Annotated in this window: 23 protein-coding genes and 1 pseudogene; 6 read left to right on the top strand and 18 right to left on the bottom strand. The window is 72.0% G+C overall.

The genetic code is table 11. The annotated features are described in order from the left end of the window. The first annotated feature begins 129 nt into the window (after window positions 1–129). A complete protein-coding gene (locus tag ACLQ2T_RS26370; protein ID WP_425769050.1) occupies window positions 130–306 on the top strand; it encodes a hypothetical protein in 177 nt (58 codons plus the stop codon). A gap of 79 nt (window positions 307–385) precedes the next feature. Here the strand turns inward: ACLQ2T_RS26370 and ACLQ2T_RS26365 are convergent, their stop codons facing one another. Together ACLQ2T_RS26365 and ACLQ2T_RS26360 are read right to left on the bottom strand one after the other, a co-directional pair. After that, window positions 386–1531, bottom strand: coding sequence for a fatty acid desaturase family protein (locus ACLQ2T_RS26365; RefSeq protein ID WP_425769049.1), 1146 nt, complete (start codon window positions 1529–1531; stop codon window positions 386–388). Between the two features lie 15 nt (window positions 1532–1546). After that, window positions 1547–2638 (bottom strand): ferredoxin reductase, encoded by a 1092-nt coding sequence (locus ACLQ2T_RS26360; protein ID WP_425769048.1) that lies wholly within the window; start codon window positions 2636–2638, stop codon window positions 1547–1549. A gap of 83 nt (window positions 2639–2721) precedes the next feature. On the opposite strand from ACLQ2T_RS26360, the gene ACLQ2T_RS26355 reads away from it, so the two are divergent. Further along, entirely contained in the window at window positions 2722–3951 is a 1230-nt protein-coding gene (locus tag ACLQ2T_RS26355) for a PucR family transcriptional regulator (RefSeq protein ID WP_425769047.1), read from the top strand. 10 nt (window positions 3952–3961) lie between these two features. Here the strand turns inward: ACLQ2T_RS26355 and ACLQ2T_RS26350 are convergent, their stop codons facing one another. The 9 genes from ACLQ2T_RS26350 to ACLQ2T_RS26310 are packed head-to-tail and all read right to left on the bottom strand — an operon-like array spanning window position 3962 to window position 11751. Next, complete coding sequence (locus ACLQ2T_RS26350) at window positions 3962–5560, bottom strand: Na+/H+ antiporter (protein WP_425769046.1); 1599 nt, start codon at window positions 5558–5560, stop codon at window positions 3962–3964. Window positions 5561–5599: 39 nt separating this feature from the next. Further along, entirely contained in the window at window positions 5600–6382 is a 783-nt protein-coding gene (locus ACLQ2T_RS26345; protein WP_425769045.1) for an IclR family transcriptional regulator, read from the bottom strand. Beyond that, complete coding sequence (pcaC, locus tag ACLQ2T_RS26340) at window positions 6379–6759, bottom strand: 4-carboxymuconolactone decarboxylase (protein WP_425769044.1); 381 nt, start codon at window positions 6757–6759, stop codon at window positions 6379–6381. The genes ACLQ2T_RS26345 and pcaC overlap by 4 nt, the downstream gene beginning before the upstream one ends. Further along, a complete protein-coding gene (gene pcaD / locus ACLQ2T_RS26335; protein WP_425769043.1) occupies window positions 6756–7532 on the bottom strand; it encodes a 3-oxoadipate enol-lactonase in 777 nt (258 codons plus the stop codon). The genes pcaC and pcaD overlap by 4 nt, the downstream gene beginning before the upstream one ends. Further along, window positions 7529–8869, bottom strand: a complete 1341-nt coding sequence (gene pcaB / locus ACLQ2T_RS26330) for a 3-carboxy-cis,cis-muconate cycloisomerase (RefSeq protein ID WP_425769042.1) — start codon at window positions 8867–8869, stop codon at window positions 7529–7531. Before pcaB ends, pcaD begins: the two co-directional genes overlap by 4 nt. Then, complete coding sequence (gene pcaG / locus ACLQ2T_RS26325; RefSeq protein WP_425769041.1) at window positions 8844–9413, bottom strand: protocatechuate 3,4-dioxygenase subunit alpha; 570 nt, start codon at window positions 9411–9413, stop codon at window positions 8844–8846. Before pcaG ends, pcaB begins: the two co-directional genes overlap by 26 nt. Beyond that, window positions 9406–10143, bottom strand: coding sequence for a protocatechuate 3,4-dioxygenase subunit beta (gene pcaH, locus ACLQ2T_RS26320; protein ID WP_425769040.1), 738 nt, complete (start codon window positions 10141–10143; stop codon window positions 9406–9408). Before pcaH ends, pcaG begins: the two co-directional genes overlap by 8 nt. Before the next feature lie 25 nt (window positions 10144–10168). Then, window positions 10169–10936, bottom strand: a complete 768-nt coding sequence (locus ACLQ2T_RS26315; protein WP_425769039.1) for a CoA-transferase subunit beta — start codon at window positions 10934–10936, stop codon at window positions 10169–10171. Beyond that, window positions 10933–11751: a CoA transferase subunit A gene (locus ACLQ2T_RS26310; protein ID WP_425769038.1), complete on the bottom strand. Its 819-nt coding sequence runs from the start codon at window positions 11749–11751 to the stop codon at window positions 10933–10935. Before ACLQ2T_RS26310 ends, ACLQ2T_RS26315 begins: the two co-directional genes overlap by 4 nt. A 336-nt stretch (window positions 11752–12087) precedes the next feature. Between ACLQ2T_RS26310 and ACLQ2T_RS26305 the strand changes: the two genes are divergently transcribed. Both ACLQ2T_RS26305 and ACLQ2T_RS26300 read left to right on the top strand, forming a co-directional pair. After that, complete coding sequence (locus ACLQ2T_RS26305; RefSeq protein ID WP_425769037.1) at window positions 12088–12876, top strand: IclR family transcriptional regulator; 789 nt, start codon at window positions 12088–12090, stop codon at window positions 12874–12876. A gap of 120 nt (window positions 12877–12996) precedes the next feature. Beyond that, window positions 12997–14169 (top strand): 4-hydroxybenzoate 3-monooxygenase, encoded by a 1173-nt coding sequence (locus ACLQ2T_RS26300; RefSeq protein ID WP_425769036.1) that lies wholly within the window; start codon window positions 12997–12999, stop codon window positions 14167–14169. A gap of 71 nt (window positions 14170–14240) precedes the next feature. Here the strand turns inward: ACLQ2T_RS26300 and ACLQ2T_RS26295 are convergent, their stop codons facing one another. Both ACLQ2T_RS26295 and ACLQ2T_RS26290 read right to left on the bottom strand, forming a co-directional pair. Next, window positions 14241–14738, bottom strand: a complete 498-nt coding sequence (locus ACLQ2T_RS26295) for a GNAT family N-acetyltransferase (protein WP_425769035.1) — start codon at window positions 14736–14738, stop codon at window positions 14241–14243. A 244-nt stretch (window positions 14739–14982) separates the two neighbouring features. After that, window positions 14983–16164, bottom strand: coding sequence for a macrolide family glycosyltransferase (locus ACLQ2T_RS26290; RefSeq protein WP_425769034.1), 1182 nt, complete (start codon window positions 16162–16164; stop codon window positions 14983–14985). A 235-nt stretch (window positions 16165–16399) separates the two neighbouring features. On the opposite strand from ACLQ2T_RS26290, the gene ACLQ2T_RS26285 reads away from it, so the two are divergent. Further along, window positions 16400–18619 carry a glycosyl hydrolase family 95 catalytic domain-containing protein gene (locus tag ACLQ2T_RS26285; protein WP_425769033.1) on the top strand — a complete coding sequence of 740 codons (2220 nt, stop codon included), beginning with the start codon at window positions 16400–16402 and terminating at the stop codon, window positions 18617–18619. A 5-nt stretch (window positions 18620–18624) separates the two neighbouring features. On the opposite strand, the gene ACLQ2T_RS26280 is transcribed toward ACLQ2T_RS26285, so the two are convergent. The 4 genes and pseudogenes from ACLQ2T_RS26280 to ACLQ2T_RS26265 all read right to left on the bottom strand — a co-directional run. Then, window positions 18625–19587, bottom strand: a complete 963-nt coding sequence (locus tag ACLQ2T_RS26280) for an aldo/keto reductase (protein ID WP_425769032.1) — start codon at window positions 19585–19587, stop codon at window positions 18625–18627. Between the two features lie 11 nt (window positions 19588–19598). Beyond that, on the bottom strand, window positions 19599–20378 hold the full coding sequence (locus tag ACLQ2T_RS26275; RefSeq protein WP_425769031.1) for an SDR family NAD(P)-dependent oxidoreductase: 780 nt from the start codon (window positions 20376–20378) through the stop codon (window positions 19599–19601). Next, a complete protein-coding gene (locus ACLQ2T_RS26270) occupies window positions 20375–21226 on the bottom strand; it encodes a fumarylacetoacetate hydrolase family protein (RefSeq protein WP_425769030.1) in 852 nt (283 codons plus the stop codon). Before ACLQ2T_RS26270 ends, ACLQ2T_RS26275 begins: the two co-directional genes overlap by 4 nt. Window positions 21227–21395: 169 nt before the next feature. Beyond that, a pseudogene (locus tag ACLQ2T_RS26265) lies at window positions 21396–21776 on the bottom strand (MFS transporter); the annotation flags it as partial. 524 nt (window positions 21777–22300) lie between these two features. Here ACLQ2T_RS26265 and ACLQ2T_RS26260 point away from each other — a divergent pair. Further along, window positions 22301–23689, top strand: coding sequence for an extracellular catalytic domain type 1 short-chain-length polyhydroxyalkanoate depolymerase (locus ACLQ2T_RS26260; protein ID WP_425769029.1), 1389 nt, complete (start codon window positions 22301–22303; stop codon window positions 23687–23689). A 106-nt stretch (window positions 23690–23795) separates the two neighbouring features. On the opposite strand, the gene ACLQ2T_RS26255 is transcribed toward ACLQ2T_RS26260, so the two are convergent. Next, complete coding sequence (locus ACLQ2T_RS26255) at window positions 23796–24731, bottom strand: oxidoreductase (RefSeq protein WP_425769028.1); 936 nt, start codon at window positions 24729–24731, stop codon at window positions 23796–23798. Window positions 24732–24872: the final 141 nt, after the last annotated feature.

The following is a 24872-nucleotide window of genomic DNA, read 5'->3' as shown; positions in this document are numbered from 1 at the left end:
CTCGCTGACCGTCAGTGCGACAGCGCTCCCCTGCCCACCGCCGCCATTCGGCATGAGCTGGGCCTTTGCCGGGTAGCTGACCCGGTAGGCCGTCCGGATCCACCGGCGGCGGGTTCGGGAGGTAAAGGAATGCGTGCGCTGCTGTGGGTCGTCGGGGTGGTCGGGGGAATCATCCTGCTGCTCGGCCTGGTCCTGGAGGCCGTCCGCTGGCTGGTGATCATCGGGCTGATCGCGCTGGCCGCGGTGATCGTCCTGGCCTTCGTACGGGGTCGCCAGTCGGCGCAGAACTACCCGAGTAGGCACTGATCAGACGGCGCTGCGGTGGTCGCGCGCCCAGCCGGGTTCAACCCGGCCGAGCGGCGCGCCACCGCAGGGCGTACCGGGATCAGGTGCCGGCGGGAACGAGGGCCGGGGTCGGGTTCTCCTCGATGACGCCGCGCTGACGACGGTTCGGCAGGGAGAGCCGGAAGATCTTCTTCCAGGCGGAGAAGACCTGGCGGGGCAGCGAGCCGGTGACGTACTTCAGCCCGTACCGGTCGAACAGGGCCCGCACCTCGGGAGCGATCTCCTGGTAGCGGTTGCTGGGCAGGTCCGGGAAGAGATGGTGCTCGATCTGGTACGACAGGTTGCCGGTCATGATGTGCATCAGCCGGCTGCCGCTGATGTTGGCCGAGCCGAGCATCTGCCGCAGGTACCACTCGCCGCGGCTCTCACCCTCGATCGAGGTCTTCTCGAAGGTCTCCACTCCCTCGGGGAAGTGCCCGCACATGATCACCGCGTGGCTCCACAGGTTGCGGATCAGGTTCGCGGTGAAGTTGGCGGCCATGGTGTGGAAGAACGACGGACCGGACAGTACCGGGAAGAGCACGTAGTCCTTGAGCACCTGGCGGCGCAGTTTGCGGCCGGTAGCCTTCAGGTTGGCGCGGAACTGCGGGTCGTTCTTGAAGCTGCCGTCCTTGAGCTTCTCGCGCAGCTCCAGGTCGTACGCGGCGATGCCGTACTCGAAGAAGCAGGCGTTGACGAAGTTGTAGAACGGCTGACCCAGGTGCGCCGGGTGCCAGGGCTGGTCCTCGTCGACGCGCATGATGCCGTAGCCGAGGTCGTTGTCCTTGCCGACGACGTTGGTGTAGCGGTGGTGCAGTTCGTTGTGCGACTGCTTCCACTGCTCGGCGGGGCTGACGTGGTCCCACTCCCAGGTCGTCGAGTGGATCTTCGGGTCGCGCATCCAGTCCCACTGGCCGTGCAGGATGTTGTGCCCGATCTCCATGTTCTCCAGGATCTTCGCCAGCGACAGCCCGGCGGTGCCGACGATCCAGGCCGGCGGGAACAGCGAGAACAGCAGCACGACCCGACTGCCGACCTCCAGCTTGCGCTGGGTCGAGATGACCTTGCGGATGTAGGCGGCGTCCCGCTCACCCCGGTCGGCGATCACCCGTTCCCGGATGGCGTCGAGCTCCTTACCGAGGGTTTCGATGTCCTCGGCGCTGAGGTGCGCGATCGGGTTGACGGCTTTCTTCTGGATGACGGTCACGTCGACGTTCTCCGATCAAATTTCGAGTTCACAGGCGCCGGCCGCGGCCGACACGCAGGTCTGCACGCGTACGCCGTCGCCCGGCAGGGCGGTGGTGAGCTGCCCGTTACGCAGGTCACGGACCGCGCCTTGGCGCATCGGCAGCACACAGCCGTAACAGATACCCATCCGGCAGCCCGAGGGCATCAACACGCCGGCATTTTCTCCGGCGTCGAGCAGAGGCGTGGCGCCGTCGGCCTCGATGGTGACCGACGAGCGGGTGAAGGTGACCGTGCCGCCGTCACCGGCGGTGATGATGGTAGGCCGGAAGCGTTCGGTGTGCAGCCGGTCGGTGGCGCCCCGCGCGGCCCAGTGCTGCTCGACCGCGTCCAGCAGACCGACCGGGCCACAGGCCCAGGTCTCGCGTTCGCAGTGGTCCGGCACCAGGGTGTCGAGTTCGGCCACGTCCAGCAGGCCGTCGACGGCGGTGTGCCGTTCCACCAGCCGGATGACACCCTGGGCGGCCAACTCCCGCAGCTCCCCGCCGAACACCACGTCGGCCGGGGTCGGCGCGGAGTGGATCAGCACCACGTCGCTGCCGGTGAGGGCGCCGCTGCGCAGCATCCCGGCGACCGGGGTGATGCCGCTGCCGGCGGTGAGGAACAACACCCGCGACGGCGCCGACTGGGGCAGGACGAAGTCACCGGTCGCCTGGTCGAGCTGCACGATGGTGCCGGGGCGGACCCGTCGCACCAGGTAGTTGCTGACCACCCCGTCGGGGATGGCCTTGACCGTCACCGAGATCGGGTCGGTCCGTCCGCCGGGCGGGGAGGTCACCGAGTAGGCTCGCCAGCGGCGTACCCCGTCGACGTCGACCCCGAGCCGGATGTACTGGCCAGGCTGGTGGCCGCGCCAGCTGCGGCCGGGCTGGATCACCACGGTCGCCGCGTCCGGGGTCTCCGGACGGACCTCGACGATGCGCCCGCGCAGGTCGGCGCCGGCCCGCAGCGGGGCGACCATGTCTAGGTAGTCCGCGGGCAGTACCGGGGTGGTCACCGTCTCGACGAGCCGCATCAGGCGGTGCCGGAAGGTTCCCTTCGTGCCCGGTGGCGGAGCGGTGGCGGTCATATAACGATCCTCGCGGCCCGCTGGCATAAAATCTTGGCCAGCGAAGGTAAAGCAGTCCATCCCTTTTGTGCGGGGAGAACAACGTGGCGGAGAACTCCGGAAATACCGAACGGGTGGCCCGCCTTGAGCTTGAGCGGCGGGTCGCCCGCGAACTGGTCGACCGGCTACCCTCGGTAGCCGCGCAGACCGTGAGCGCGATCACGGCCGAGGTGCCCAGCTACTCCGGCACCCTGACCGGTCAGATGCGGGACAAGATCGAGAACGCCGTGCAGATCGCGCTGGGCACCTTCCTGCAACTGCTGGAACGTCCGCACGCCAGTGTCGCCAGCACTCCCCTGGTGCCGGCCTTGGAGGCGGCGTACGCGCTCGGCAGCGGTGAGGCCCGCTCCGGCCGCAGTGTGGACGCCCTGCTGGCCGCCTACCGCATCGGCGCCCGGGTCTCCTGGCGGGAGATGGCCGCGGCCACGGTGTCTCTCGGGCTGCCGGCGGCCACGGTCGCGGAGTTCGCCGAGCTGATGTTCGCCTACATCGACGAACTCTCCGCGGCCAGCGTGGCCGGGCACGCCGACGAGTTGGCCAGCGCCGGCCGGGCCCAGCGCCGCAACCTGGAACGACTGGCCCAGCAGTTGCTCGCCGGTGAGCCGGAGGAGGTGCTGCTGCGCAGCGCCGAGCGGGCGAACTGGCCGGTCCCGGAGACCCTCACCGTGGTGCTGCTGCCGCAGGCGAAGCTGCGCGGCGCCCTGGCGCTGCTGGGCGAGCACACCCTGGAGAGCAGCGAGGATCTGCCCGCCGGTGAGCCCGGTGAGGAGACCGTCGTGCTGCTGGTGCCGAACATGCACGGTGACCGGCGCCGCCAACTCGCCCGGGTGCTGCACGGCCGCCGCGCGGTGCTCGGCCCGGCTCGCCCGTGGGCGCAGGCTAGTTCGTCCTACCGCCGGATGGTACGGGTGCTCGGTCTGGGTATCGCCCCACCCGCCGACGGTGACCCCCTGGACACCGAGCGGCACCTGGCCGAGTTGCTGCTCAGTGCCGACGCCGAGGCCCTGGCGGACCTGCGGGCCCGGGTCCTGCAACCGCTGGCGGAGCTGCCCGCGGCCACCGCGGAACGGCTCACCGAGACGTTGCGCTCCTGGTTGCTGCACCAGGGGCGACGCGACGACATCGCCGCCGACCTGTTCGTGCATCCCCAGACGGTGCGCTACCGGATGGGGCAGCTGCGTCAGCTCTTCGGCGACCGGCTCACCGACCCGCGCAGCCTGCTCGACCTCACGGTCGCGTTGGCGCTGCCGGGTGGCCTCTCCGCCGACAGCTGACCGGGCGACCTCACTCCAGGTTCCGGGGTCCGAGCAGCCGGATCTCCTCGACGTCCAGCCGCGCCTCCAGCTCCCGCTGCACGGCGTCGTCGATCTGTCGGCGGTCCCGCAGTCGGATGATCTCGCGTCGCTTGTGATCGAGCACGGCCAGGCGCAACTGGCGCTCGGTCTCCCGGGCCGCCGCCGTGTCGTCCTGCGGGTCGGCGTCAAGCAGGTCGAGGTGGTTCTCGTACTCGTCGCGGATCCGTCGCACGGTGTCCGGGTCGGCCCCGACCCGGTCGGCGATGTCCGGCAGGGCGTGCAGAGTCTGCCGGATGGCGTGGCTCTGCGCCTGCCGTTTCTCGTCGGCGTGGTCCGAATCCGGGGTCAACCTGGCCCAGCTCATCAGCAGCGGCAGGGTGGTGCCCTGGACCAGCATGGTCAACAGGATGACCGCGGCGACGCAGAAGATGATCAGGTCTCGTTCCGGGACCGGTCGGCCGTCGACGTTCAGTGGAACCGCCAGCGCCGCCGCCAGGGAGACCGCACCCCGGAACCCGGCCCAGCCGGCCACCGTACGGATCCGCCAGTTGACCCGCCGTTCCCGGCCGACCCGACGCCGGTCCACCAGGCGCGTCACCCCGGCCGTCAGGTGCAGCCAGAGCATGCGGACCACCACCAGCACCACGGCCACCACCGCCGCGATGACGATCGCCCGGGTCAGCGCCAGGCTGGTGACCTCGCGTACCACCCGGGGGATCTGGAGCCCCACCAGCACGAACAGCCCGCCGTTGATGAGGAAGGTGGTCAGGTCCCAGAAGGACAGGGCCAGCATCCGGGACCGGGCCCGGATCACCCTGGGGCTGGCGTAGGCCAGCAGCAGCCCGGACACCACCACCGCCAGCACCCCGCTCTCGTGGATGGCCTCGGCGAGGAAGAAGGCCGTGAAGGGGGTCAGGACGCTCAGCGCCCCCTCCCGCAGCGGATCGTCCAGCCGTTTACGGATCGCGATCACCACGACCCCGACCAGGGCCCCGGCCGCGATGCCGCCGAGGAAGGACAGGCCGATGCGTTCGACCAGTTCGAGGGCGTTCGGTGCGGTCCCGCCGCCGAGCAGACCGAGGGCCACCGCGAACAGCACCAGGGCCGTACCGTCGTTGATCAGGCTCTCGGTGTGCAGGGTGGTGAGCAGCCGCCGGGGCATCCGCTTGGCCAGCCCCGCCACGGCCGCCGCGTCGGTCGGGGCCAGCGCCGCCCCGAGCACCCAGGCCACCGCCGGGTCTACGCCGAACCGCTGCACGACCAGGGACACCGCCACCATGGTGACCCCGACCAGTCCGACCGCCAGGGCGGCGATCACCACGATGTTCGCCCGGACCTCCCGCAGGCTGGTGGTCAGGCTCTCCCGGTACAGGATGGCCGGCAGGAACATCAGCAGCACCACCTCCGGCGCGAGCAGCACCCGCGAGAAGGGCGGCAGCAGCGCCAGCAGGGCACCGAAACTGATCAGCAGCACCGGTGGGGCCACCCGGTACCGGCCACCGATGGTCGTACCGACCAGCACGGTGGCCGCGAGGATGATGACCAGCAGCACCTCGTGCACGTCGCCCCCGTTCGTCGCCCACCACATGGTGGTACGCGCCGGGGCCCCGCCGGGTCGATTCGCCGGCTACCGGCGGGAGCCGGCGGCCAGGTCCTCCTCGATCCGGCGGGCGGTGGCCAGCAGGGGGGCCAGCAGTTCCCGGCGGATCGCGTCGAAGGTGCCGCGGCTGGCGTGGGCGGAGACGTTCACCGCGGCGATCACCGCGCCGTCCTCGCCGTGGATCGGGGCGGCCAGCGACCGCAGCCCCTCCTCCAGCTCCTGGTCGACGATGGCGTACCCCTGACCGGCGATCCGGTTCAGGGCGGTACGCAGCTTCGCCGGGTCGGTGATGGTGCGCCGGGTCAACTGGCGCAGCTGCGCGGTGGCCAGGTAGTGGTCCAGCCACTCGGCCGGCTGGGCGGCCAGCAGCACCCGCCCCATCGAGGTGGCGTACGCGGGGAACCGGGTGCCGACACTGATCCCGACCGTCATGATCCGTTTTGTCGGCACCCGGGCCACGTAGACCACCTCGTCGCCGTCCAGGACGGAGACCGAGCAGGACTCGTGCAGCTCGGCGACCAGCGCCTCCATGTGCGGCTGGGCCACCTCCGGCAGGCTCAGGCTGGACAGGTAGGCGTAGCCGAGGTCGAGGATGCGCGGGCGCAGGGCGAACAGCCGCCCGTCGGTGTGCATGTAGCCCAACTCGACCAGGGTGAGCAGGAAGCGGCGGGCGGCGGCCCGGGTCAGTCCGGTGGCCCGGGCCACCTCACTGAGGGTGAGTTGGGGGTGTTCGGCGTCGAAGGCGCGGATCACGGCCAGGCCCCGTTCCAGGGACTGGACGAACTCCCCCGATCGCGCCGCGTCGGTCACTGGGCCTCCTGCCGCAGGGTTTCCTGAGCCACCTTGAACGCCCGGTTCGCGGCCGGCACGCCAGCGTAGACGCCCACCTGGAGCAGCACCTCGCCGACCTCCTGGGGGGTCAGTCCGTTACGCAACGCCGCCCGGACGTGCATCGCCAGTTCCTCGTCATGATGCAGGGTGGCGAGCACGGCCAGGGTGATGCAGCTGCGGGTACGCCGATCCAGACCCGGACGGGTCCAGATCTCACCCCAGGCGTAGCGGGTGATCAGATCCTGGAAGTCGGCCGTGAACTCGTCGGTGTTGGCCACCGCCCGGTCGACGTGCGCGTCGCCGAGCACCTGCCGCCGTACGGCCATGCCGGCCTCGTGTCGCTGCTGGTCGTTCACGGGTTCCTCCCGCCCTCCGGCGTGAAGTGGGTGCCGAGTAGCCGGGCCACGGCGGCGGGCTGTTCGACATTGGCCAGGTGGGCGGCGTCGGCCAGGACGACCAGCCGGGCGGCCGGGATCCGGGCGGCGATGTCCGCGGCGTGCTCGGGTGGGGTGGCCGGGTCCTCGGCGGCGCCGATCACCAGGGTGGGCGCGCGTACCGCCGCCAGGTCGGCCCGCAGATCCATCGCGGCGATGGCCTCGCAGCAGGCGGCGTAGCCGGCCGCCGGGGTGGCGGTCAGCATGTCCCGGTGGTCGGCGACCGTGTCGGGTCGGGCGACGGCGAAGCCCGGGGTGAACCAGCGGGACACCACCGGGTCGGCGATGTCGCCCAACCGGCCGGCCCGGACCGTCTCCGCCCGGGACCGCCACCCCTCGGCCGGGGGCAGGAAGGCCGAGGTGCACAGCAGGGCCAGCCGGTCGATCCGGTCGGGGGCGTGCGCGGCCAACCACATCCCGACCATGCCGCCGAGGGAGAGCCCGGCGTAGTGCACGGACCCGACCCCCAGGTCGTCCAGCAGCTCCAGCACCGCCCGGCCGAGCAGGTCGATGGTGTACGGCCCGGGGGGCACCGGGGAACGGCCGTGACCCAGGTGGGCGTAGCGGACCACCCGGAACCGGGCCGCCAGGGCGGCCACCTGGGGTTGCCACATGGCACCGGTGGTACCCAGGGAACTGCCCAGCAGCAGCACCGGCGCCTCGGGCGGCCCGTCGATGGTGGCGTGCAGCCTCATCCGGTCCCCCGTTCATGGATCGCCAGGGCACGGTCCACGAGATCGGCGGCGCTGCCGAGCCACCCGGCCGGATCCAGCGCGGCGTCCAGGTCGGCCACCGACAGGTGGGCGGTCACCTCCGGATCGGCCAGCAGGGCCTCCCGGAAACCGGTGCCGGTGGCGGCGCGGGCGACCACCTGGTGTGCGGTGGCCCGGCCCAGGGCCGGGGCCAGTCGGGTGGCGACGGCCTCGGCCAGCAGCAGACCACCGGTGGCGTCCAGGTTGGCCCGCATCCGCTGCGGGTCCACCCGCAGGTCGGTCAGCATCCGGGCGGTACGGGCGGCCGCCCCGCCGGCCAGGTGCACCAGGTCGAGCAGGGGTTCCCATTCGGCGTGCCAGCCGCCGGTGGCCCGTTCGTGTTCCTGTCCGGCGGCGGCGAACAGGGTGCCCACGAGTCCGGGACCCCGCCGGGCGGCGGCGGTGACCAGCACGGAGTCGACCGGGTTGCGTTTGTGTGGCATGGCCGAGGAGCCGCCGCGTCCCGCCCCGCCCTCGGTCACCTCACCGATCTCGGTCTGGGCCAACAGCCCGACATCCAGGGCGATCTTGCCGGTGGCGGCCAGCAGCCCGCCGAGTGCGGCCGCCAGGTCGAGCACCGGCTGTCGGCGGGTGTGCCAGGGCAGCGGGCTGGCCGCCAGGCCCAGGTGGGCGGCGAACCGGTCCGCCACGGCCAGGCCGGTCGACCCGTACCCGGCCAGGGTGCCCACCGCACCGCCGAGTTGCGCCGGCAGGGCGGCGCACGCCTGGGCCACCCGGGCCCGGGCCTGGTGCAGGCCGAGCAGCCAACCGGCGGCCTTCAGTCCGAAGGTGGTGGGGGCGGCCTGCTGACCCAGGGTGCGGGCCACCATGAGGGTGTCGCGGTGGGCCCGGGCCAGGTCGGCGGCGGCCGTCGCGGCGGAGTCGAGGTGACCCAGCAGGGGTACGGCGGCCCGGGTCACCACCAGGGCCAGGGCGCTGTCGAGGATGTCCTGGCTGGTGGCGCCGTGGTGCACCCAGGGGCGGGCCGAGGGCGACACGGCCTCGGTCAGCCGGCGGACCAGCGGGACCACCGGGTTGCCGGCGGCGTCGGCCGCCGCGCCGAGGGCCGCCGGGTCGTACCGGTCGGCGTGGCAGTGCCGGGCGATCTCCTCGGCGACCGGGGCGGGCAGCAGACCGGCGTCGGCACCGGCCCGGGCGAGCGCGGCCTCGGCGTCCAACAGGGCCTGCAACAGGCGCCGGTCGTCGAGTTCGGCGTCGACGTCGACCGCGCCGGACAGCCCGCGCAGCAGGGCCTCAGACGGCGAAGAAGACGGTCTCATGTTCTCCCTGCAAGCGGATGTCGAACCGGTAGCCGTCCGGGGCCGGCCGGGCCACGAGGGTGTCGCGGCGGTTGGCCTCGACCGTACGCAGCACCGGGTCGGTGGCGTTGGCCGACTCGTCCGGGAAGTAGACCCGGGTGACCAGGCGGTGCAGCAGTCCTCGGCCGAACACCGACAGGTTCAGGTGCGGGGCCTCGATCTCACCCTCGAGGGTGGGCAGGGGTCCGGGCCGTACGGTGTGCAGGGCGTAGCAGCCCTCGGCGTCGGTGTCGGCCCGGCCGAAGCCCCGGAAGCCGGGCAGGGTGGACGCTCGGGCCCCCCTTGGGTCGTCGGGGTGGTCGAAGTGCCCGTCCGGGTCGGCCTGCCAACTCTCCACCATCGCGTCGACCACCGGGGCGCCGGTGCCGTCGACGATCCGGCCCCGGATCCAGAAGGCGCCCGGGGTGCCCTCGGGCACCACGTAGGGGCCGTCGGGCCAGCTCAGGCCGATGTGCAGGTACGGCCCGACGGTCTGGGCGGGCGTGACGCCCAGGCGGTCACTCATCGTCGTCCTCGTCCTCGAAGGGGGTGGCTTCCCGGCCCCGCAGCACGATGTCGAACCGGTAGGCCAGGGCCCACTCCGGTCGGGTGGCGGTGTGGTCGTAGTGGGCCACCATCCGCTGGCGGGCCTGGGGGTCAGGCACCGAGTTGAAGATCGGGTCCTGGGAGAACAGCGGGTCGCCGGGGAAGTACATCTGGGTCACCAGGCGCTGGGTGAAGGCCCGGCCGAACAGCGAGAAGTGGATGTGTGCGGGCCGCCAGGCGTTGTCGTGGTTGCGCCAGGGGTAGGCCCCGGGCTGCACGGTGACGAACTCGTACCGTCCCTGGTCGTCGGTGAGGGCCCGCCCGGCCCCGGTGAAGTGGGGGTCCAGGGGTGCCGGCCAGTTGTCGACGGCGTGCCGGTAGCGGCCGGCGGCGTTGGCCTGCCAGATCTCCACCAGGGTGTGCGGCACGGCCCGACCGTCGCCGTCCAGGACCCGACCGTGCACGATGATCCGCTGCCCCTGGGGCTCGCCGTCGTGCTGCCGGGTCAGGTCGTGGTCGAGTTCGCCGAGGCGGCCCTCGCCGAGCAGCGGGCCGGTGATCTCGGTGAGCCGCTGCGGCAGGTGGATCAGCGGCTGCCGGGGGGCCCGGCTGACGGTGGACTTGTAGCCGGGGCTGAGCAGCGGGGGGTGGGCCTCGACGTCGTCGCGCCGGTAGTCGGGCAGCAGCAGCGCCGGGGTGGTCTCGTTCATGGATGTCCTTCCGGGGGCCGGCGCATCAGTGCGGGGCCTTCTTGGTCGCTTCCAGGGCGCGCAGCACGGTGAGTTCCGCCGCGGTGGGTGGCTCGCCGACGGTCACCTGCTCGGCGACGGCCAGCGGCCAGCCGGTGGCCGCCCGGACCTGGTCGACCCTCACCCCGGGATGCAACCGGGTGAGGGTGAGTTCGCAGGTCACCGGGTCGGCGGTGAGCACACCCAGGTCGGTGATGACGGTCTTCGGGCCGCCGCCGCGTAGCCCCAGCCGGGCCCGGTCGCCCGGACCGGCGCCGTAGCCGACCGAGGTGACGAAGTCGACCCGGTCGATGAAGGTACGCAGGCTCTGCCGGACGATGACCACCACCTCGCCGCAGGAGGCGGCGATCTCCGGAGCGCCACCGGCACCGGGCAGGCGTACCTTCGGGTCGGTGTAGTCGCCGCCGATGACTGTGGTGTTGATGTTGCCGTACCGGTCGAGTTGGGCTGCGCCGAGGAAACCCACGTCGATGCGGCCGGGTTGCAGCCAGTAGTTGAAGACCTCCGGCACGGAGACCACCGCGTCGGCGGTGTCGGCGAGCACCCCGTCGCCGATGGACAGCGGCAGCCGGTCGGGCTTGGCGCCCAGGCAGCCCGACTCGTAGACGAGCACGAGGTTCGGGGCGTGGGTGACCCGGGCCAGGTTGGCCGCCGTGCTGGGCAGCCCGATGCCGACGAAGCAGGCGGTGCCGTCGCGCAACTGTCGGGCGGCGGCCACGGTCATCATCTCGTCGGCGGTGTAGTCGGGGCTCACGCCGGTACCTCCGCATCGAGCACGTGCCGGGCGATCCACTGCTCGAAGCCAGCCCGCTCCCGGCTGATCGCGTCCCAGGCCAGGTAGAAGTCGTTGTCCCGCACCGAATAACCCTGGGTGTACGAGGGGTGGGCTCCACCGGGCACGTGTGCCACCGCGGTGACCGCCCAGCCGGGCAGGATCACCTGCCCGGGTACCGGCTCCAGGTCCTCGACGATCTCCTCGACGGTGACCAGTGACCGCCGGGCGGCCAGGACGGCCTCCTTCTGTACCCCGGTGATGCCCCACATCTGCACGTTGCCGGCCCGGTCGGCGCGTTGGGCGTGCACCACTGTCACGTCGGGTCGCAGGGCGGCCACCGCGGTCAGCCTCTCCCCGGTGAAGGGGCATTCGATCGGGCGGATGTTGGCGGTGTGTCGGGGCAGGTCGGTGCCGGTGTAGCCGCGCAGCACCGCGAAGGGCAGGCCGCTGGCACCGGCGACGTACCGGTTGGCCATTCCGGCGTGGCTGTGTTCCTCCAACTCCAGCGGCACCGGCCAGGAGTTCTGCACGGCGTCGCGGAACCGGTGCAGGGAGCCGACCCCGGGGTTGCCGCCCCAGGAGAAGACCAGCCGGCGGGCGCAGCCGGCCCCGATCATCTGGTCGTAGATGACGTCGGGGGTCATCCGGACCAGGGTCAGGTCGCGTCGCCGCTGCCGGATGATCTCGTGGCCGGCGGCGAAGGGGATGAGGTGGGTGAATCCCTCCAGGGCCACCGTGTCCCCGTCGCGGACCAGGTCCGCCACCCCCTCGGCCAGCGAGACGAGCTTCGCCATCAGCTTCCGCCCTCGTTGAGGTCCAGGCCCGCCGCCGGGTGTTCGGTATGCGGACTCGCGTACACATCTCGAACGTAGTGGCCCGAGCCGAAGTCCGTCAACGCACCGGATTCCGGTGCGCGGAATGTCCGCCGGTCTCCGTTGACTAGCCCCGACGCCCGTGCCATGTTCTGAATGAGAACGGCCGTTCGGTTTCCGAACAGCCGGTGGAGCGCTCCTCCGGACCACACCACCACCCCCGCAAGGAGGATCACCATGCCCCTGCTCGACACCGGCACCTGGGGTTGACCGTGCAGGGTGACATCACCCGTTACCCGTTCTGAGCCGGAGGCAGCGATGGCGGGCGGCAGCCGCTCCCCCGGCGCCTCGGTGACCTCGCGGGTGCTGGCCGTGCTCGGCGCCTTCGACGCCACCCATCCGGCGTTGACCCTCAGCGACATCGCCCGGCGCAGCGGCCTGCCGCTGGCCACCACCCACCGGCTGGTCGCCGAACTGGTCAGCGGCCGGGCCCTGTCCCGCGCCGCCGACGGCAGCTACCGCATCGGGGTACGGCTGTGGGAGATCGGGTTGCTCTCCCCGCTGCACGGCCAACTCCGCGAGGTGGCCCTGCCCTACCTGCAGGAGCTGTACACCACCGTGCAGGAGAACGTGCACCTGGCGGTCCGGGACGGCGACGAGGCCCTGTACGTGGAGAAGGTCACCGGACATCGGGCGGTGCCGACCGTCTCCCGGGCCGGGGGCCGCCTGCCGCTGCACGCCACCGGGGTCGGCAAGGCCCTGCTGGCGTACGCCCCACCGGAGGTGATCGCCGCCCACCTGCGGGGACCGTTGCTCCGCTGCACCCCGTACACCATCACCGAGCCGGGTCGGCTGGCTCGGGAGCTGGCCACCGTCCGCGAACGCGGCTGGGCGCGGACCCACGAGGAGATGACCCTGGGTTCCTGCTCGATCGCGGTCGCGGTCCGAGGGCCCGACGGCGCGGCCCTGGCCGCCATCGGGGTGGTCGGGCACAGCCTGGGCAGCACACCGCAGCGGCTGGTCCCGGCGCTGCGGGCGGCAGCCGACCAGGTGGCCGCCCGACTGGCCGCGGCCCAGCCGTACGCCGCGCGCCGGGAGACCGCCTGACCGGCGCAGCGTCGGGCTTCCACTGGACGGAAACCGACAGCGGCGTCCGGGGTCGACAGGGGGCAGGCTCAGGGTGACGGCGGGCACCGGTCACACCGGTGCACGGAGCTAGGAGGCGGCATGCGTACCCAGGTCGGCATCATCGGAGCGGGACCGGCCGGTCTCATGCTGTCGCACCTGCTGCACCGGCACGGCATCTCCTCGGTGGTGCTGGAGAGCCGCAGCCGGGAGTACGTGGAACACCGGGTACGCGCCGGGGTGCTCGAACAGGGCTCGGTCGACCTGCTGCGCGCCACCGACCTGGGGGCCCGGCTGGACCGGGAGGGCCTGCGACACGAGGGCATCGAACTGCGCTTCGCCGGCGAGTCCCACCGGGTGGCGATGACCGACCTGACCGGCCGGGCGATCACCGTGTACGGGCAGCAGGAGGTGGTCAAGGACCTGATCGCCGCCCGGCTGGCCGCCGGGGGCACGATCCTGTTCTCCGCCGAGGCGACCGGCCTGTCCGGCCTGGAGTCGCCCTCGCCGGTGGTGCACTACCGGCACGAGGGGCGCGAGGAGGAACTGCACTGCGAGTTCGTGGTCGGCTGCGACGGCTTCCACGGGGTGAGCCGCACGGCCGTGCCGGAGGGGGTGCTGCACACCTACGAACGCACCTACCCCTTCGCCTGGCTGGGCGTCCTGGCCGCCGCCGCACCCGCGGTCGAGGAACTCATCTACGCCCACCACGAACGGGGCTTCGCCCTCTACAGCATGCGGTCGCCGCAGATCTCCCGGCTGTACCTCCAGGTCCCGGCCGAGGAGGACATCGCCGACTGGCCGGACGAGCGGATCTGGGCCGAGCTGCGGACCCGGCTGGAGACCGTGCCGGGCTGGACCCTCAACGAGGGGCCGATCCTGGAGAAGGCGATCACCCCGCTGCGCAGCTTCGTGGTGGAGCCGATGCAGTGGCGACGGCTGTACCTGGCCGGGGACGCCGTGCACATCGTGCCCCCCACCGGCGCCAAGGGGATGAACCTGGCCCTGGCCGACGTGGCACTGCTCGGTGACGCCTTCGCCGCCTGGTACGCCGAGGGTCGCACCGACCTGCTGGACGGCTACTCGCGCACCGCCCTGCGTCGGGTCTGGCGGGCCCAGCAGTTCTCCTGGTGGATGACCTCGATGCTGCACCGCCTCAACGCCGACGACCCGTACGAGGCGAAGCTCCAGGAGGCGAACCTGCGCTACCTGACCACCTCCCCCGCGTACGCCACCAGCCTGGCCGAGAACTACGTCGGGCTGGCGGAGGTGTGACTGCGTTTCGGCGCGATGGCGGTGTCCGGGTACGGCCGAAGCCGCCATCGCGCCGAAACGGAGTCGGTAGGTCAGTCGACGACCGGGCTGCGCCGTTCCAGCAGCACTACGTCGCGCCAGCGGCCGTGGTGGCGGGCCACCCGCTCGCGGACCCCGACGACCCGGAAACCGGCCCGACGGTGCAGGGCCAGGCTGGCGGTGTTCTCCGGGAGGACCGCGGACTGGATGGTCCAGATGCCCGCCGCCTCGGTCGAGGCGATCAGGCCGTCGAGCAGCAGCCGGGCCACTCCCCGCCCCTGCGCCGCCGGGTCCACGTAGACGGAGTGTTCGACCACCCCGGCGTACACCGGCCGGGCCGAGGTGGGTGACACGGCGACCCAACCGAGCAGCGTCCCCGCGTCGTCGACCGCCACCAGGCGGTGCGCCGGCAACCGCCCGGCGTCGAAGACGGCCCAACTGGGGGCCACGGTCTCGAAGCTGGCCTGTCCACCGTCCAGCCCCGCCTGGTAGATCGCCAGCACCCGGTCGGCGTCGGCGGCCGTCATCGGCCGCAGCACCACCTCGGCCATCGGCCCCCGCTTTCGTTCGCTCCGTACCTGCTCAGGGACGTCTTCGGTGTCCGTAACGCCCCCCGCCTCACCGTACTCCGGCACCTCACGGCCTTGATCATCAGCACTCCGCCGGAGAGCTTTCCGGCCTCAGGCCAGCCCCTCCGCCGCCGGGACGGCATCGCCGGCAGCACGCCGGCCCGCCGCCGAGGGTTCTCGACAGCGGGCCGACATGGTGTGTGCCCCGAACGCGGTCCGGTCGGGGTCAGCGTTCGGTGAGGTAACCCTCCACCGCGTCCGCCGCTGCGGTGATGCCACCGTTGGCCCGTACCTCGGCGCAGATCTGGGCCAGGCGGTCCCGCACCGCGGCATCGGCGGCTACCGCGTCGACCGCCGCCCGCAGGGTCTGGGCGGTGACCTCCTCGGCGGGCAGCAGCCGACCCAGGCCGGCGTCGAGGAGTTGCTGCGCGTTGGCGAACTGGTCCACCGCCTGCGGGATCGCGACCGTGGGCACCCCGAACCAGATCGCCTCCGTGCAGCCGCCCATGCCGGCGTGGGTGACGAAGGCCGAGGCGTGGGCCAGCACCACCAGCTGCGGCACCCGGCGATGCACCTCGACGTTGCCGGGCAGTGGCCCCAGGTCCGCCGGGTCCACCTTGTCCCCGAGGGCGATCACCACCTGCCACGGCGAGTCGGCGAACCCCTCCAGGCAGGCCCGGTAGACCGGCAACTGGTCGTTGTACGCCGTACCGAAGGAGACCAGCAGGACCGGCCGCCCGTCGGTCGGTGGGGTCCACCCCGGCTCGGTGAGCCGGGCCGGGTCCAGACACGGGCCGACGAACCGGACCGTGTCCGGGACCCGGTCGGCGTTGGGCTGCATCACCCGTGGGATCAGCGACAGCACCCGCTCGGGGAAGGTGAGGAAGGTACGCGAATCCTGGTGGATGCCGTGTTCGGCCAGCCAGGCGTCGAAGGTGGCGTAGTAGTCCCGCCCGGAGGCCGAGGAGGTCAGCGCGGTGAGGAAGTCGGCCATGTCCTGCTGGTAGCCGGTCCAGGCGACCATCGTCGGTGACAGTTGCACCGCCGGCACACCGTACCGGTGGCCCAGCAGTGGGCCGGGCAGCCCGCCGATGTCGTAGAGCAGCAGGTCCGGCCGGTCCGTGTCGTAGTGGGCGGTCAGTCGCGGCAGCACCGCGATGCCTTCGTCCAGGAACACCCGCATGGCCGTGGCCGGGTCCTCCGGCCACGGGGTGTCGCCCTGGGGCAGGATCGTCGGGTGGGCGATCGGCTCGGCGCCGGTCGAGGCGACCAGGTCGGTCAGGGGTTCGCCGACCGCGTAGGTCACCCGGTGACCCCGGTCGACCAGTTCGCGGATCAGCGCGAACGAGGGGTAGATGTGGCTGGGCGCGGTACAGCCGACCATGGCGATATGAGCTGGCTTACGCATTCGAGAAAGGTCCTGTCGAGTCGGAGAGACGGTGTCATCCGAGGGAGGCGACGCGGACCGGGCCCGGGCCACTCGCCGTGGCGAGGGCGTCGTCGGGCCGAGGAAGACACCGGTCGAGGCACGACCGGGGTCAGGCGCCGCCTCAGGCGGAACGCAGGCGCATGAATGCGATGATCATGAGTACGACCGTAGGGCACCGGGCCCGGCCGGTCAACCCGGTTGACGCCGGCGGGTCTTGTCGGCCGCGCACCTGCGGCGGTACCTTCCGGCGATAGCCACCGACTCCTCCGCCGCCACCCCGACCGGCCGGCACCTGCTCTGGTATCGGCGGCCCGCCGAGGACTGGCAGTCCCAGGCCCTGCCGATCGGCAACGGTCGCCTCGGTGCCATGCTCTTCGGCCAGCCCGACCACGAGCGGATCCAGTTCAACGAGCAGAGCCTGTGGGGCGGGGTCGCGGACTACGACAACGCCCTGGCCGGGCAGCCCGACGAGGTGTTCGACCCGAGCATGACCGGCTTCGGTTGCTACCAGGCCTTCGGCGACCTGCACCTGCGCTTCCACCCCCAGCCGGAGGTCGGCTACCGCCGGCAGCTGGACCTGGAATCCGGCCTGCACAGCATCCGCTTCGGCGCACCCGGTGAGAGGGTGCTGCGGGAGGCCTTCGCCAGTCGTGGCGCCGACCTGATCGTCCTGCACTACACGGCCGAGCGGGCCGGGGCCCTCGACTGCGACATCAGCCTGACCAGCGCCCAGGCGGCACCCACGACCGCCGAGGCGACGACCCTGGTCTTCTCCGGCACCCTGGGCAACGGGCTGCGGTACGCCGCCGCCGTCCGGGTGGCGGCCACCGACGGGCAGGTCACCGCCGAGGGCCACCACCTGCGGGTACGCTCGGCCACCCGGCTGACCCTGCTGTTGGACGCCCGTACGGACTACCGGCTGGACGCCGCCGCGCGGTGGCGCGGGGCAGACCCGGAGCCGCTGGTACGCGCCACCCTTGACCAGGCGGCCGGGCAACCTCATGCGGTGCTGCGCGCGGCCCACCTGGCGCAGAGCCGGTCGGCAGCCGACCGGGTACGGGTGCACTGGGGGGCCAGCCCCGGCGAGGTCACCGCCCTGCCGACGGACCAGCGGCTGGCCCGCTACCGGGCGGGCGGCGCCGACCCCGAACTGGAGCAGACCATGTTCGTGTTCGGCCGGTATCTGCTGCACAGCTCCTCCCGGCCCGGAGGCCTGCCCGCCAACCTGCAAGGGCTGTGGAACGACAGCAACCAGCCGGCCTGGGCGGCGGACTACCACACCAACATCAACGTCCAGATGAACTACTGGTGCGCCGAGACCACCGACCTGGGCGACAGCCACCGGGCGCTCGTGGAGTTCATCCGGCAGGTCGCCGTGCCCAGCCGGGTGGCCACCCGCAACGCCTTCGGCGCCCGGACCCGGGGCTGGACGGCCCGCACCAGCCAGAGCATCTTCGGTGGCAACTCGTGGGAGTGGAACACCGTGGCCAGTGCCTGGTACGCCCAGCACCTCTACGAACACTGGGCCTTCAACCAGGACATCGGGTACCTGCGGGACACCGCCTATCCGCTGATCAAGGAGATCTGCGAGTTCTGGACCGACCGGCTGGTCGACGACGGCACCGGCCACCTGCTGGCCCCGCAGGGGTGGTCGCCGGAGCACGGCCCCCGTGAGGACGGGGTGCCGTACGACCATCAGATCATCTGGGATCTGTTCCAGAACTACCTGGACTGCGCCGCCGTCCTGGAGGTCGACGCCGACTACCGGGCCACGGTCGCCGACCGGCAGGCCCGGCTGGCACCGCACCGGATCGGGCGGTGGGGTCAGCTTCAGGAGTGGCGGGCCGACCGCGACGACCCGGACGACCGGCACCGCCACACCTCCCACCTGTTCGGGGTGTACCCGGGCCGCCAGATCACCCCCACCCGTACCCCGGAACTCGCCGCCGCGGCCCTGGTGTCCCTGCGGGCCCGCTGCGGCCGGGGCGACGGCGGCCCGGTCAGCGACAGCACCGTCACCGGCGACAGCCGCCGGTCCTGGACCTGGCCCTGGCGGGCGGCGATCTTCGCCCGGCTGGGCCAGGCGCAGCCGGCCTGGGCCATGCTCCGGGGTCTGCTGCGGCACAACACCCTGGACAACCTGCTGTGCACCCACCCCCCGATGCAGGTCGACGGCAACCTGGGCATCACCGCGGCGATCACGGAGATGCTGCTGCAGAGCCACGAGGGCACCATCCATCTGCTGCCGGCCCTGCCCTCGCACTGGGCCGACGGCAGCTTCGCGGGGCTGCGGGCCCGGGGCGGCTACCGGGTCGACTGTGTGTGGCGGGCCGGCCGGGTCACCGATTTCACGGTCACCGCCGACCGCACCCGGTGCCGCGCCCCGGTGCAGGTCCGGGTCGGAGGCCGGGAGGTGCTCGTCGAGCCGCGTTGACCGGCTCAGGAGGAGAGCAGGCCCTCGGCCAGCAGGTCCGCCCAGAGGGCGTCCGGCATCGGCCTGGCGAGCAGTTCGGCGTTGCGTCTCACCTGCTCGGCACTCGTGGCGCCGACGACCACGGTGGTCACCGCCGGATGCCGGGCCACGAAGGCCATCGCCGCCTGCGGCAGGCTCACCCCGTGCCGTCGGCAGGTCGCGGCGATGCGTACCGCCCGGTCGTGGATCGGCTGCGGCACCGGACGGTAGTCGTACATCCGGCCGGGTTGTTCGGTGGCCAGCACCCCACTGTTGAAGATTCCGGCGGCGAGCACGGACACCCCACGCTCCCGGCAGGCCGGCAGCAGGTGGTCCTGTGCGGACTGGTCGAGCAGGGTGTACCGCCCGGCCAGCATGACGGTGTCGATGTCGGTCTCCCGGACGAACCGGTGCAGCATCCGCCACTGGTTCATGCCGACGCCGATGGCACCCACCACCCCCTGCGCCCGCAGGTCGTGCAACGCCGGGTACGCCTGCTCGACCGCCTGCCGCCAATGCTCATCCGGGTCGTGCAGCAGCACCACGTCGATGCGGTCCAGGCCCAGCCGGTCGAGACTGGACTCCAGAGACCTGCGTACCCCCTCGGCGCTGAAGTCCCACTGCCGGACATGGTCGGCCGGGACGTCGAATCCGCCCTCCTCATCGCGCAGGTGGGCGGTCTGTGGCGAGGACACCAGCAACCTTCCGACCTTGGTGGACACCGTGTACTCGGCACGGGGCCGTTCGGCGAGGGCGGCGCCCAGCCGACGTTCGGCCAGGCCGAGGCCGTAGTGCGGGGCGGTGTCGAAGTAGCGGACGCCCGCCTGCCAGGCCGCCTCCACGGTGCGGTGTGCGGTCTCCTCGTCCACGGCCCGGTACAGGTTGCCGATCCCGGAGGACCCGAAGCCGAGCCGGCTGACGGTGACCTGTGTGCTGCCCAGCCGTCTCATGAGATCTCGATTCACCGGTGGGGGTGGTTGTCGGTGGATCCCGCCGGGCGTACCCGCAGGCCGTGCATTCCGCCGTCGACCGCGAGCACCGTCCCGGTGGTGGCGGCGGCCGAGGGGCCGGCCAGGTAGGCCACTGCCGCCGCCACCTCGACCGGGGTGACCAGCCGCCCGAGGGGTTGGCGGGCGCGCAGGGCCGCGTACTCGGCGGCGGGATCGTCGGCGGCGTCGACCAGTCGGCGTACCCAGGGGGTGTCGACCGTGCCGGGGTTGACGCAGTTGACCCGGATGCCCTCGGCGAGGTGGTCGGCGGCCATGGCCAGGGTCAGGGCCTGCACCGCGCCCTTGGTGGCGCTGTAGAGCGCCCGGCCGGGCAGACCGGCGGCCGCCGCGATCGAGCAGATGTTGACGATCGCGGCGGCCGAGGAGAGCCGCAGGTACGGCAGGGCCGCCCGGGTGACCCGGACGATGCCGACCACGTTGACGTCGTACACCCGATGCCACTCGTCGTCCGACTGGGCCTCGATGGTGCCCTGTACCCCGACACCGGCGTTGTTGACCAGCACATCCAACCCGCCGAGCCGATCCACGGCGGCCGGCACGGCCGCCTGCACCGAGTCGGGGTCGCTGACGTCGCAGGCGATGGCGTGCAGCGGCGGAGGTACGTTCGACGGGTCCAGGTCGAGGCAGGCCACGGCGGCACCCCGCGCGGCCAGCAGCTCGGCGGTGGCCAGGCCGATGCCCGATCCCCCGCCGGTCACCACGGCGGCCAGCCCGGTGAACTCCCCGTTCACGCGGTGCCGACCGGCTGGCGTTGCCGACCGAGCCCGTCGATCTCGATCTCGATCATGTCACCGCCGCGCAGGTACGGCTTTGGGTCGGGCATCCCCAGGGCGACCCCCGCCGGGGTGCCGGTGTTGATCACATCGCCCGGTTCCAACACCATGAACTGGCTGACATAGTGGACGATCTCGGCCACCCCGAAGATCATGTTCTTGGTGTTGCCGTCCTGGCGCAGGATGCCGTTGATGCTGCACCTCAGGCCCAGCTGCTGCGGGTCGGGCACCTCGTCCGGGGTGACCAGCCAGGGTCCCAGGGGGTTGAAGGTCTCGCAGGACTTGCCCTTGTCCCACTGGCCGCCGCGTTCCAGCTGGAACTCGCGTTCGGAGAGGTCGTTGGAGATCGTGTACCCGGCGACACAGGCCAGGGCCTCGGCCGGGCTCGTCAGGTAGCGGGCGGTGCGGCCGATCACGACGGCGAGTTCGACCTCCCAGTCGGTCTTGCGGCTGCCCCGGGGTATCAACACCTGGTCGTTCGGGCCGACCACGGTGTTCGACGCCTTCAAAAACAGGACCGGCTCGGCCGGTGGCTTCGCACCGACCTCGGCGGCATGATCGAAGTAGTTCAACCCGACGCAGACGACCTTGCCGGGTCGGGCGACCGGGGCCCCGATGCGGGCCGTGGGATCAGCCAGCGGAAGGCCGCCGCCCTGCACCGCCGCGCGTACCTCCTCGATGCCGTCGCCGTCGAGGAAGGCCCCGTCGATGTCGGACACCAGGCCGGACAGGTCGACCAGCCGACCGGCCGGGTCCAGCGCGGCCGGACGTTCCCGCCCGGGGGCTCCCACTCGAAGTAGCTTCACGGCGCACCCTTCGGCCAGACATCGGATCTATCCGCCTGGTTCTATCCGCATCGATGAGTACACGGCAAGGCCCAGCCGCAAACGAACCCGAAACATCTATTCACCGGCGTACGTGGCGGGGCGCGCAACGGCCCGCTGGGCCTGAAGTCGAGAATGCTCCGCCCGGTGGTCAGCTGGCGGTGCGTTCGGCGGCCTCGATGGCGGCGTCGGTGACCCAGCGCATGCCGACCAGCAGGGCCAGGGCCAGTACGCCCATGATGACGAAGACCGCACGGAGGCCGAACAGCTCGGCGAGCCCGCCGCCGAGCAACGCCCCCACTGGCATGCTCCCCCAGGCCAGCAGCCGGTATCCGCTGTTGACCCGCCCGAGCAGGCGGTCCGGGGTGATCCGCTGGCGCAGCGAGACCGTGATGATGCTCCAGGCGGTGAGCAGGATCCCGCCGACGAAGAAGATTCCGCCGAGGACGAACGGGTTGGTGCTCAGCGCCGGAGCGCCCACGACGACCGCGATCGCGACCATCGCGACGCCGAGCGCGCGGGCCCGGCCGAGCATCGCGTACGCCACTGCGCCGGCGACCAGGAAGCCGGCCAGCGGCGGGCCGACGAACTGGTTGGCGGCCAGGTTGGACACCGCCGATGCCCACCACAGCCGCCAGTACCGGCCACCCAGACCGCTCGACTCCGCACCGGTCGAATCTGAGCCGGCCGGTTACGTGGTCGCTACTGGTTCCTCCACCCCCGTCACCGCCGAATCATTGCAGACCCCGCGCACTCGATCGGCCCCACGCGAGGCCGCCGGTACTCGGCGAGGGACCGGCCGGAGAGGACCGTGGAAAAGAGCGATCATGGATGACCGGAATTATCGATATTCACAAGCATCTTGCTCCGACCCATGGTGCGCGCCCATACTTTGGCTACACGCGAGCAGCGGATTGGCACGAATTGCACCGTTGGCACGGCGAGGTGAGCGGACACCAGGCTCCGTAGGGCAGCACCTCGCGCATCGCGACGCCGGTCCTCGTCCTCGGTCCACGCTTAGTTGCCGTGGCCCGGTCCGGCGCGCTGTCGTAGTCCATGGAGGTGGACGTGAAACGAACCGTAGCGGCGCTGGGATCCCTGGCTGCCGCGCTCCTTCTCGCCGTGACGGGCGTGCTCTTCGCCCCGTCGCCGGCCTCCGCCGCGTCCCTGGTCGAGGTGACCAACTTCGGCACCAACCCGGGCAACATGCGGATGCACATCTACGTACCGGACGTCCGGCCGGCCAATCCCGCCATCGTGGTGGCCATGCACGGCTGCGGCGGCAACGGCCCCGGGTTCTACTCCGGCAGTGAGTTCGGCCGCCTCGCCGACCAGTACGGCTTCGTGGTCATCTACCCCACCGCCACCCAGCAGGCCGGCTTCGGCAACTGCTTCGACGTGTGGTCCGCCGCCTCGAAGCGGCGCGACGGCGGCAGCGACCCTGTGTCGATCATGTCGATGGTCAGCTACGCCCAGCGTCAGTACGGCGGCGACCCGCAACGGGTGTACGCCACCGGCAGCTCCTCGGGCGGCATGATGACCCAGGCCCTGATGGCCCTCTACCCGGACGTCTACAAGGCCGGCGCGTCGTTCATGGGGGTGCCGTTCACCTGCTTCGCCAACGCCGCGGACTTCCCGCCCACCAACAGCCAGTGCGTCAACGGCCGGATGGACCGGACCCCGCAGCAGTGGGGTGACGCGGTCCGGCAGGCGTACCCCGGCTACACCGGGCCTCGTCCCCGGGTGCAGCTGTGGCACGGCACCAACGACAACCTGACCCCCTTCCAGCTCCAGCAGGAGTCGGTCGAGCAGTGGACGAACGTGGCCGGGCTGAGCCAGACCCCGACCCGCACGGACACCCCACAGGCGAACTGGAACCGGCGTCAGTTCGCCGACTCCACCGGAACGGTGCGGGTGGAGGCGTACGCCATCCAGGGTGCCGGGCACAGCCTGCCCTCGACCGGCATGGCCCGGGCCGCCATCGACTTCTTCGGCCTGACCAGCACCACCCCCCCGCCCACCACCACCCCGCCGCCGACGTCTCCTCCGCCCACCACTCCCCCGCCGACCACGCCGCCGCCCAGCACTCCCCCGCCCACCACTCCGCCGCCGACGACCCCGCCGCCGGGTGCCACCTCCTGCCAGGTGCAGTGGACGGCTGACTCCTGGAACAACGGCCTGGTCGCCAACCTCACCGTCACCAACACCAGCCCGGTCGCGGTCAACGGCTGGACGGTGCAGTGGACCTGGGCCAACAGCCAGCAGGTCACCAACGCCTGGAACGCCACGATCACCCAGACCGGCAACCAGGTGACCGCCCGCAATGTCGGTTACAACGCCACCATCGGGGCCAACCAGAGCATCAGCTTCGGTTTCCAGGCCACCCACACCGGCACCAACACCCCGCCCGACCGCTTCACCCTGAACGGGGCAGCCTGTAGCTGACCCCTCGACCAGATCGGTGCCCCGGCCGTCAACGGCCGGGGCACCGGCGCGACCGGTCCAGGCCGACACTCCTCCCCGACGACCTGGCGCAGGGCGGACGTACCGCTCAGGATTCCGTCCGGTCGACCGGCGGCAGGTCGATCGGGACGCCGGTAAGGCGTTCGCTCTGCGCCCACAGCCGCTGCGCCACCCCGAGGTCCAGGGCCTGAGGGCTGCGGCTGGCGGGCACCGGCGGGCCGGAATTCTCCGCCCGGTACGCCGGGCCCCAGTAGCTGCCGCCCTCGGCGTCCGGGTCGGTGGCGGCGCGCAGGATCGGCAGCGCCCCCTCGGCCAGCGGCATCGCCAGGTACCGGCCGATGCCGTTGACGATCGTGACGAGCCGGTCACGGCCCTGGCTCGGCCCGGTATAGGTCCACCCAGGATGGGCGGCGGTGACCCGCAACGACGATCCGGCCCCGGCCAGCCGCCGGTGCAGTTCCAGGGTGAACAGCAGCATCGCCAGTTTGCTCTGCCCGTAGGCGGCGAACCGGGCGTAGCGGCGCCGCTGCCAGTTCAGGTCGTCGAGGTCCATCCGCCCGGTGCGGTGCGCGTTGCTGGCCACGTTGACGATCCGGGCCTGCTCGGTGGCGAGCAGCAGAGGCAGCAGCCGGCCGGTGAGCGCGAAATGACCCAGGTAGTTGGTGCCGAACTGAAGTTCGAAGCCCTGCCGGGTACGCCGCAACGGCGGATACATCACCCCGGCGTTGTTGACCAGCAGGTCGAGCCGGCCGTGCTCGGCCCGGTAGGCGGTGGCGAAGGCGGCCACCGAATCGAGGTCGGCCAGATCCAGCGGACGGCAGTGCACCTCGCCGTGCGGGTACCGGGCGCGGATCACCTCCGCCGCGGCCTCGCCCTTGCCCCGATCCCGGCAGGCGAGCACCACCCGCGCACCCTTGCCGGCCAGCGCACGCGCCGTCTCCAGGCCGAGCCCGCTGTTGGCCCCGGTGACGATCACCGTGCGCCCCCGCTGGTCGGGAATGTCGTCGTACGCCCAGTGGGGCATCTGTCGCTCCTCGGTCCGCGGTACCCGGTCGGGTTCGTCAGGGCGACCGGTGCGGTCCGCCGGCGGGGTGGCCCCCCCCGCGGCCCCCCCGCGGTCAGCCCAAGGTGGAGAGGGTGGCGGTGGGGCGGGAGGCCGGGGGCG

The sequence above is a fragment of the Micromonospora sp. DT229 genome (genome assembly GCF_049844505.1).
Taxonomy (GTDB): Bacteria; Actinomycetota; Actinomycetes; order Mycobacteriales; family Micromonosporaceae; genus Micromonospora.
The sequence above is the reverse complement of the archived record's forward strand: the minus strand, read 5'-3'. Positions and strand labels throughout refer to the sequence as shown.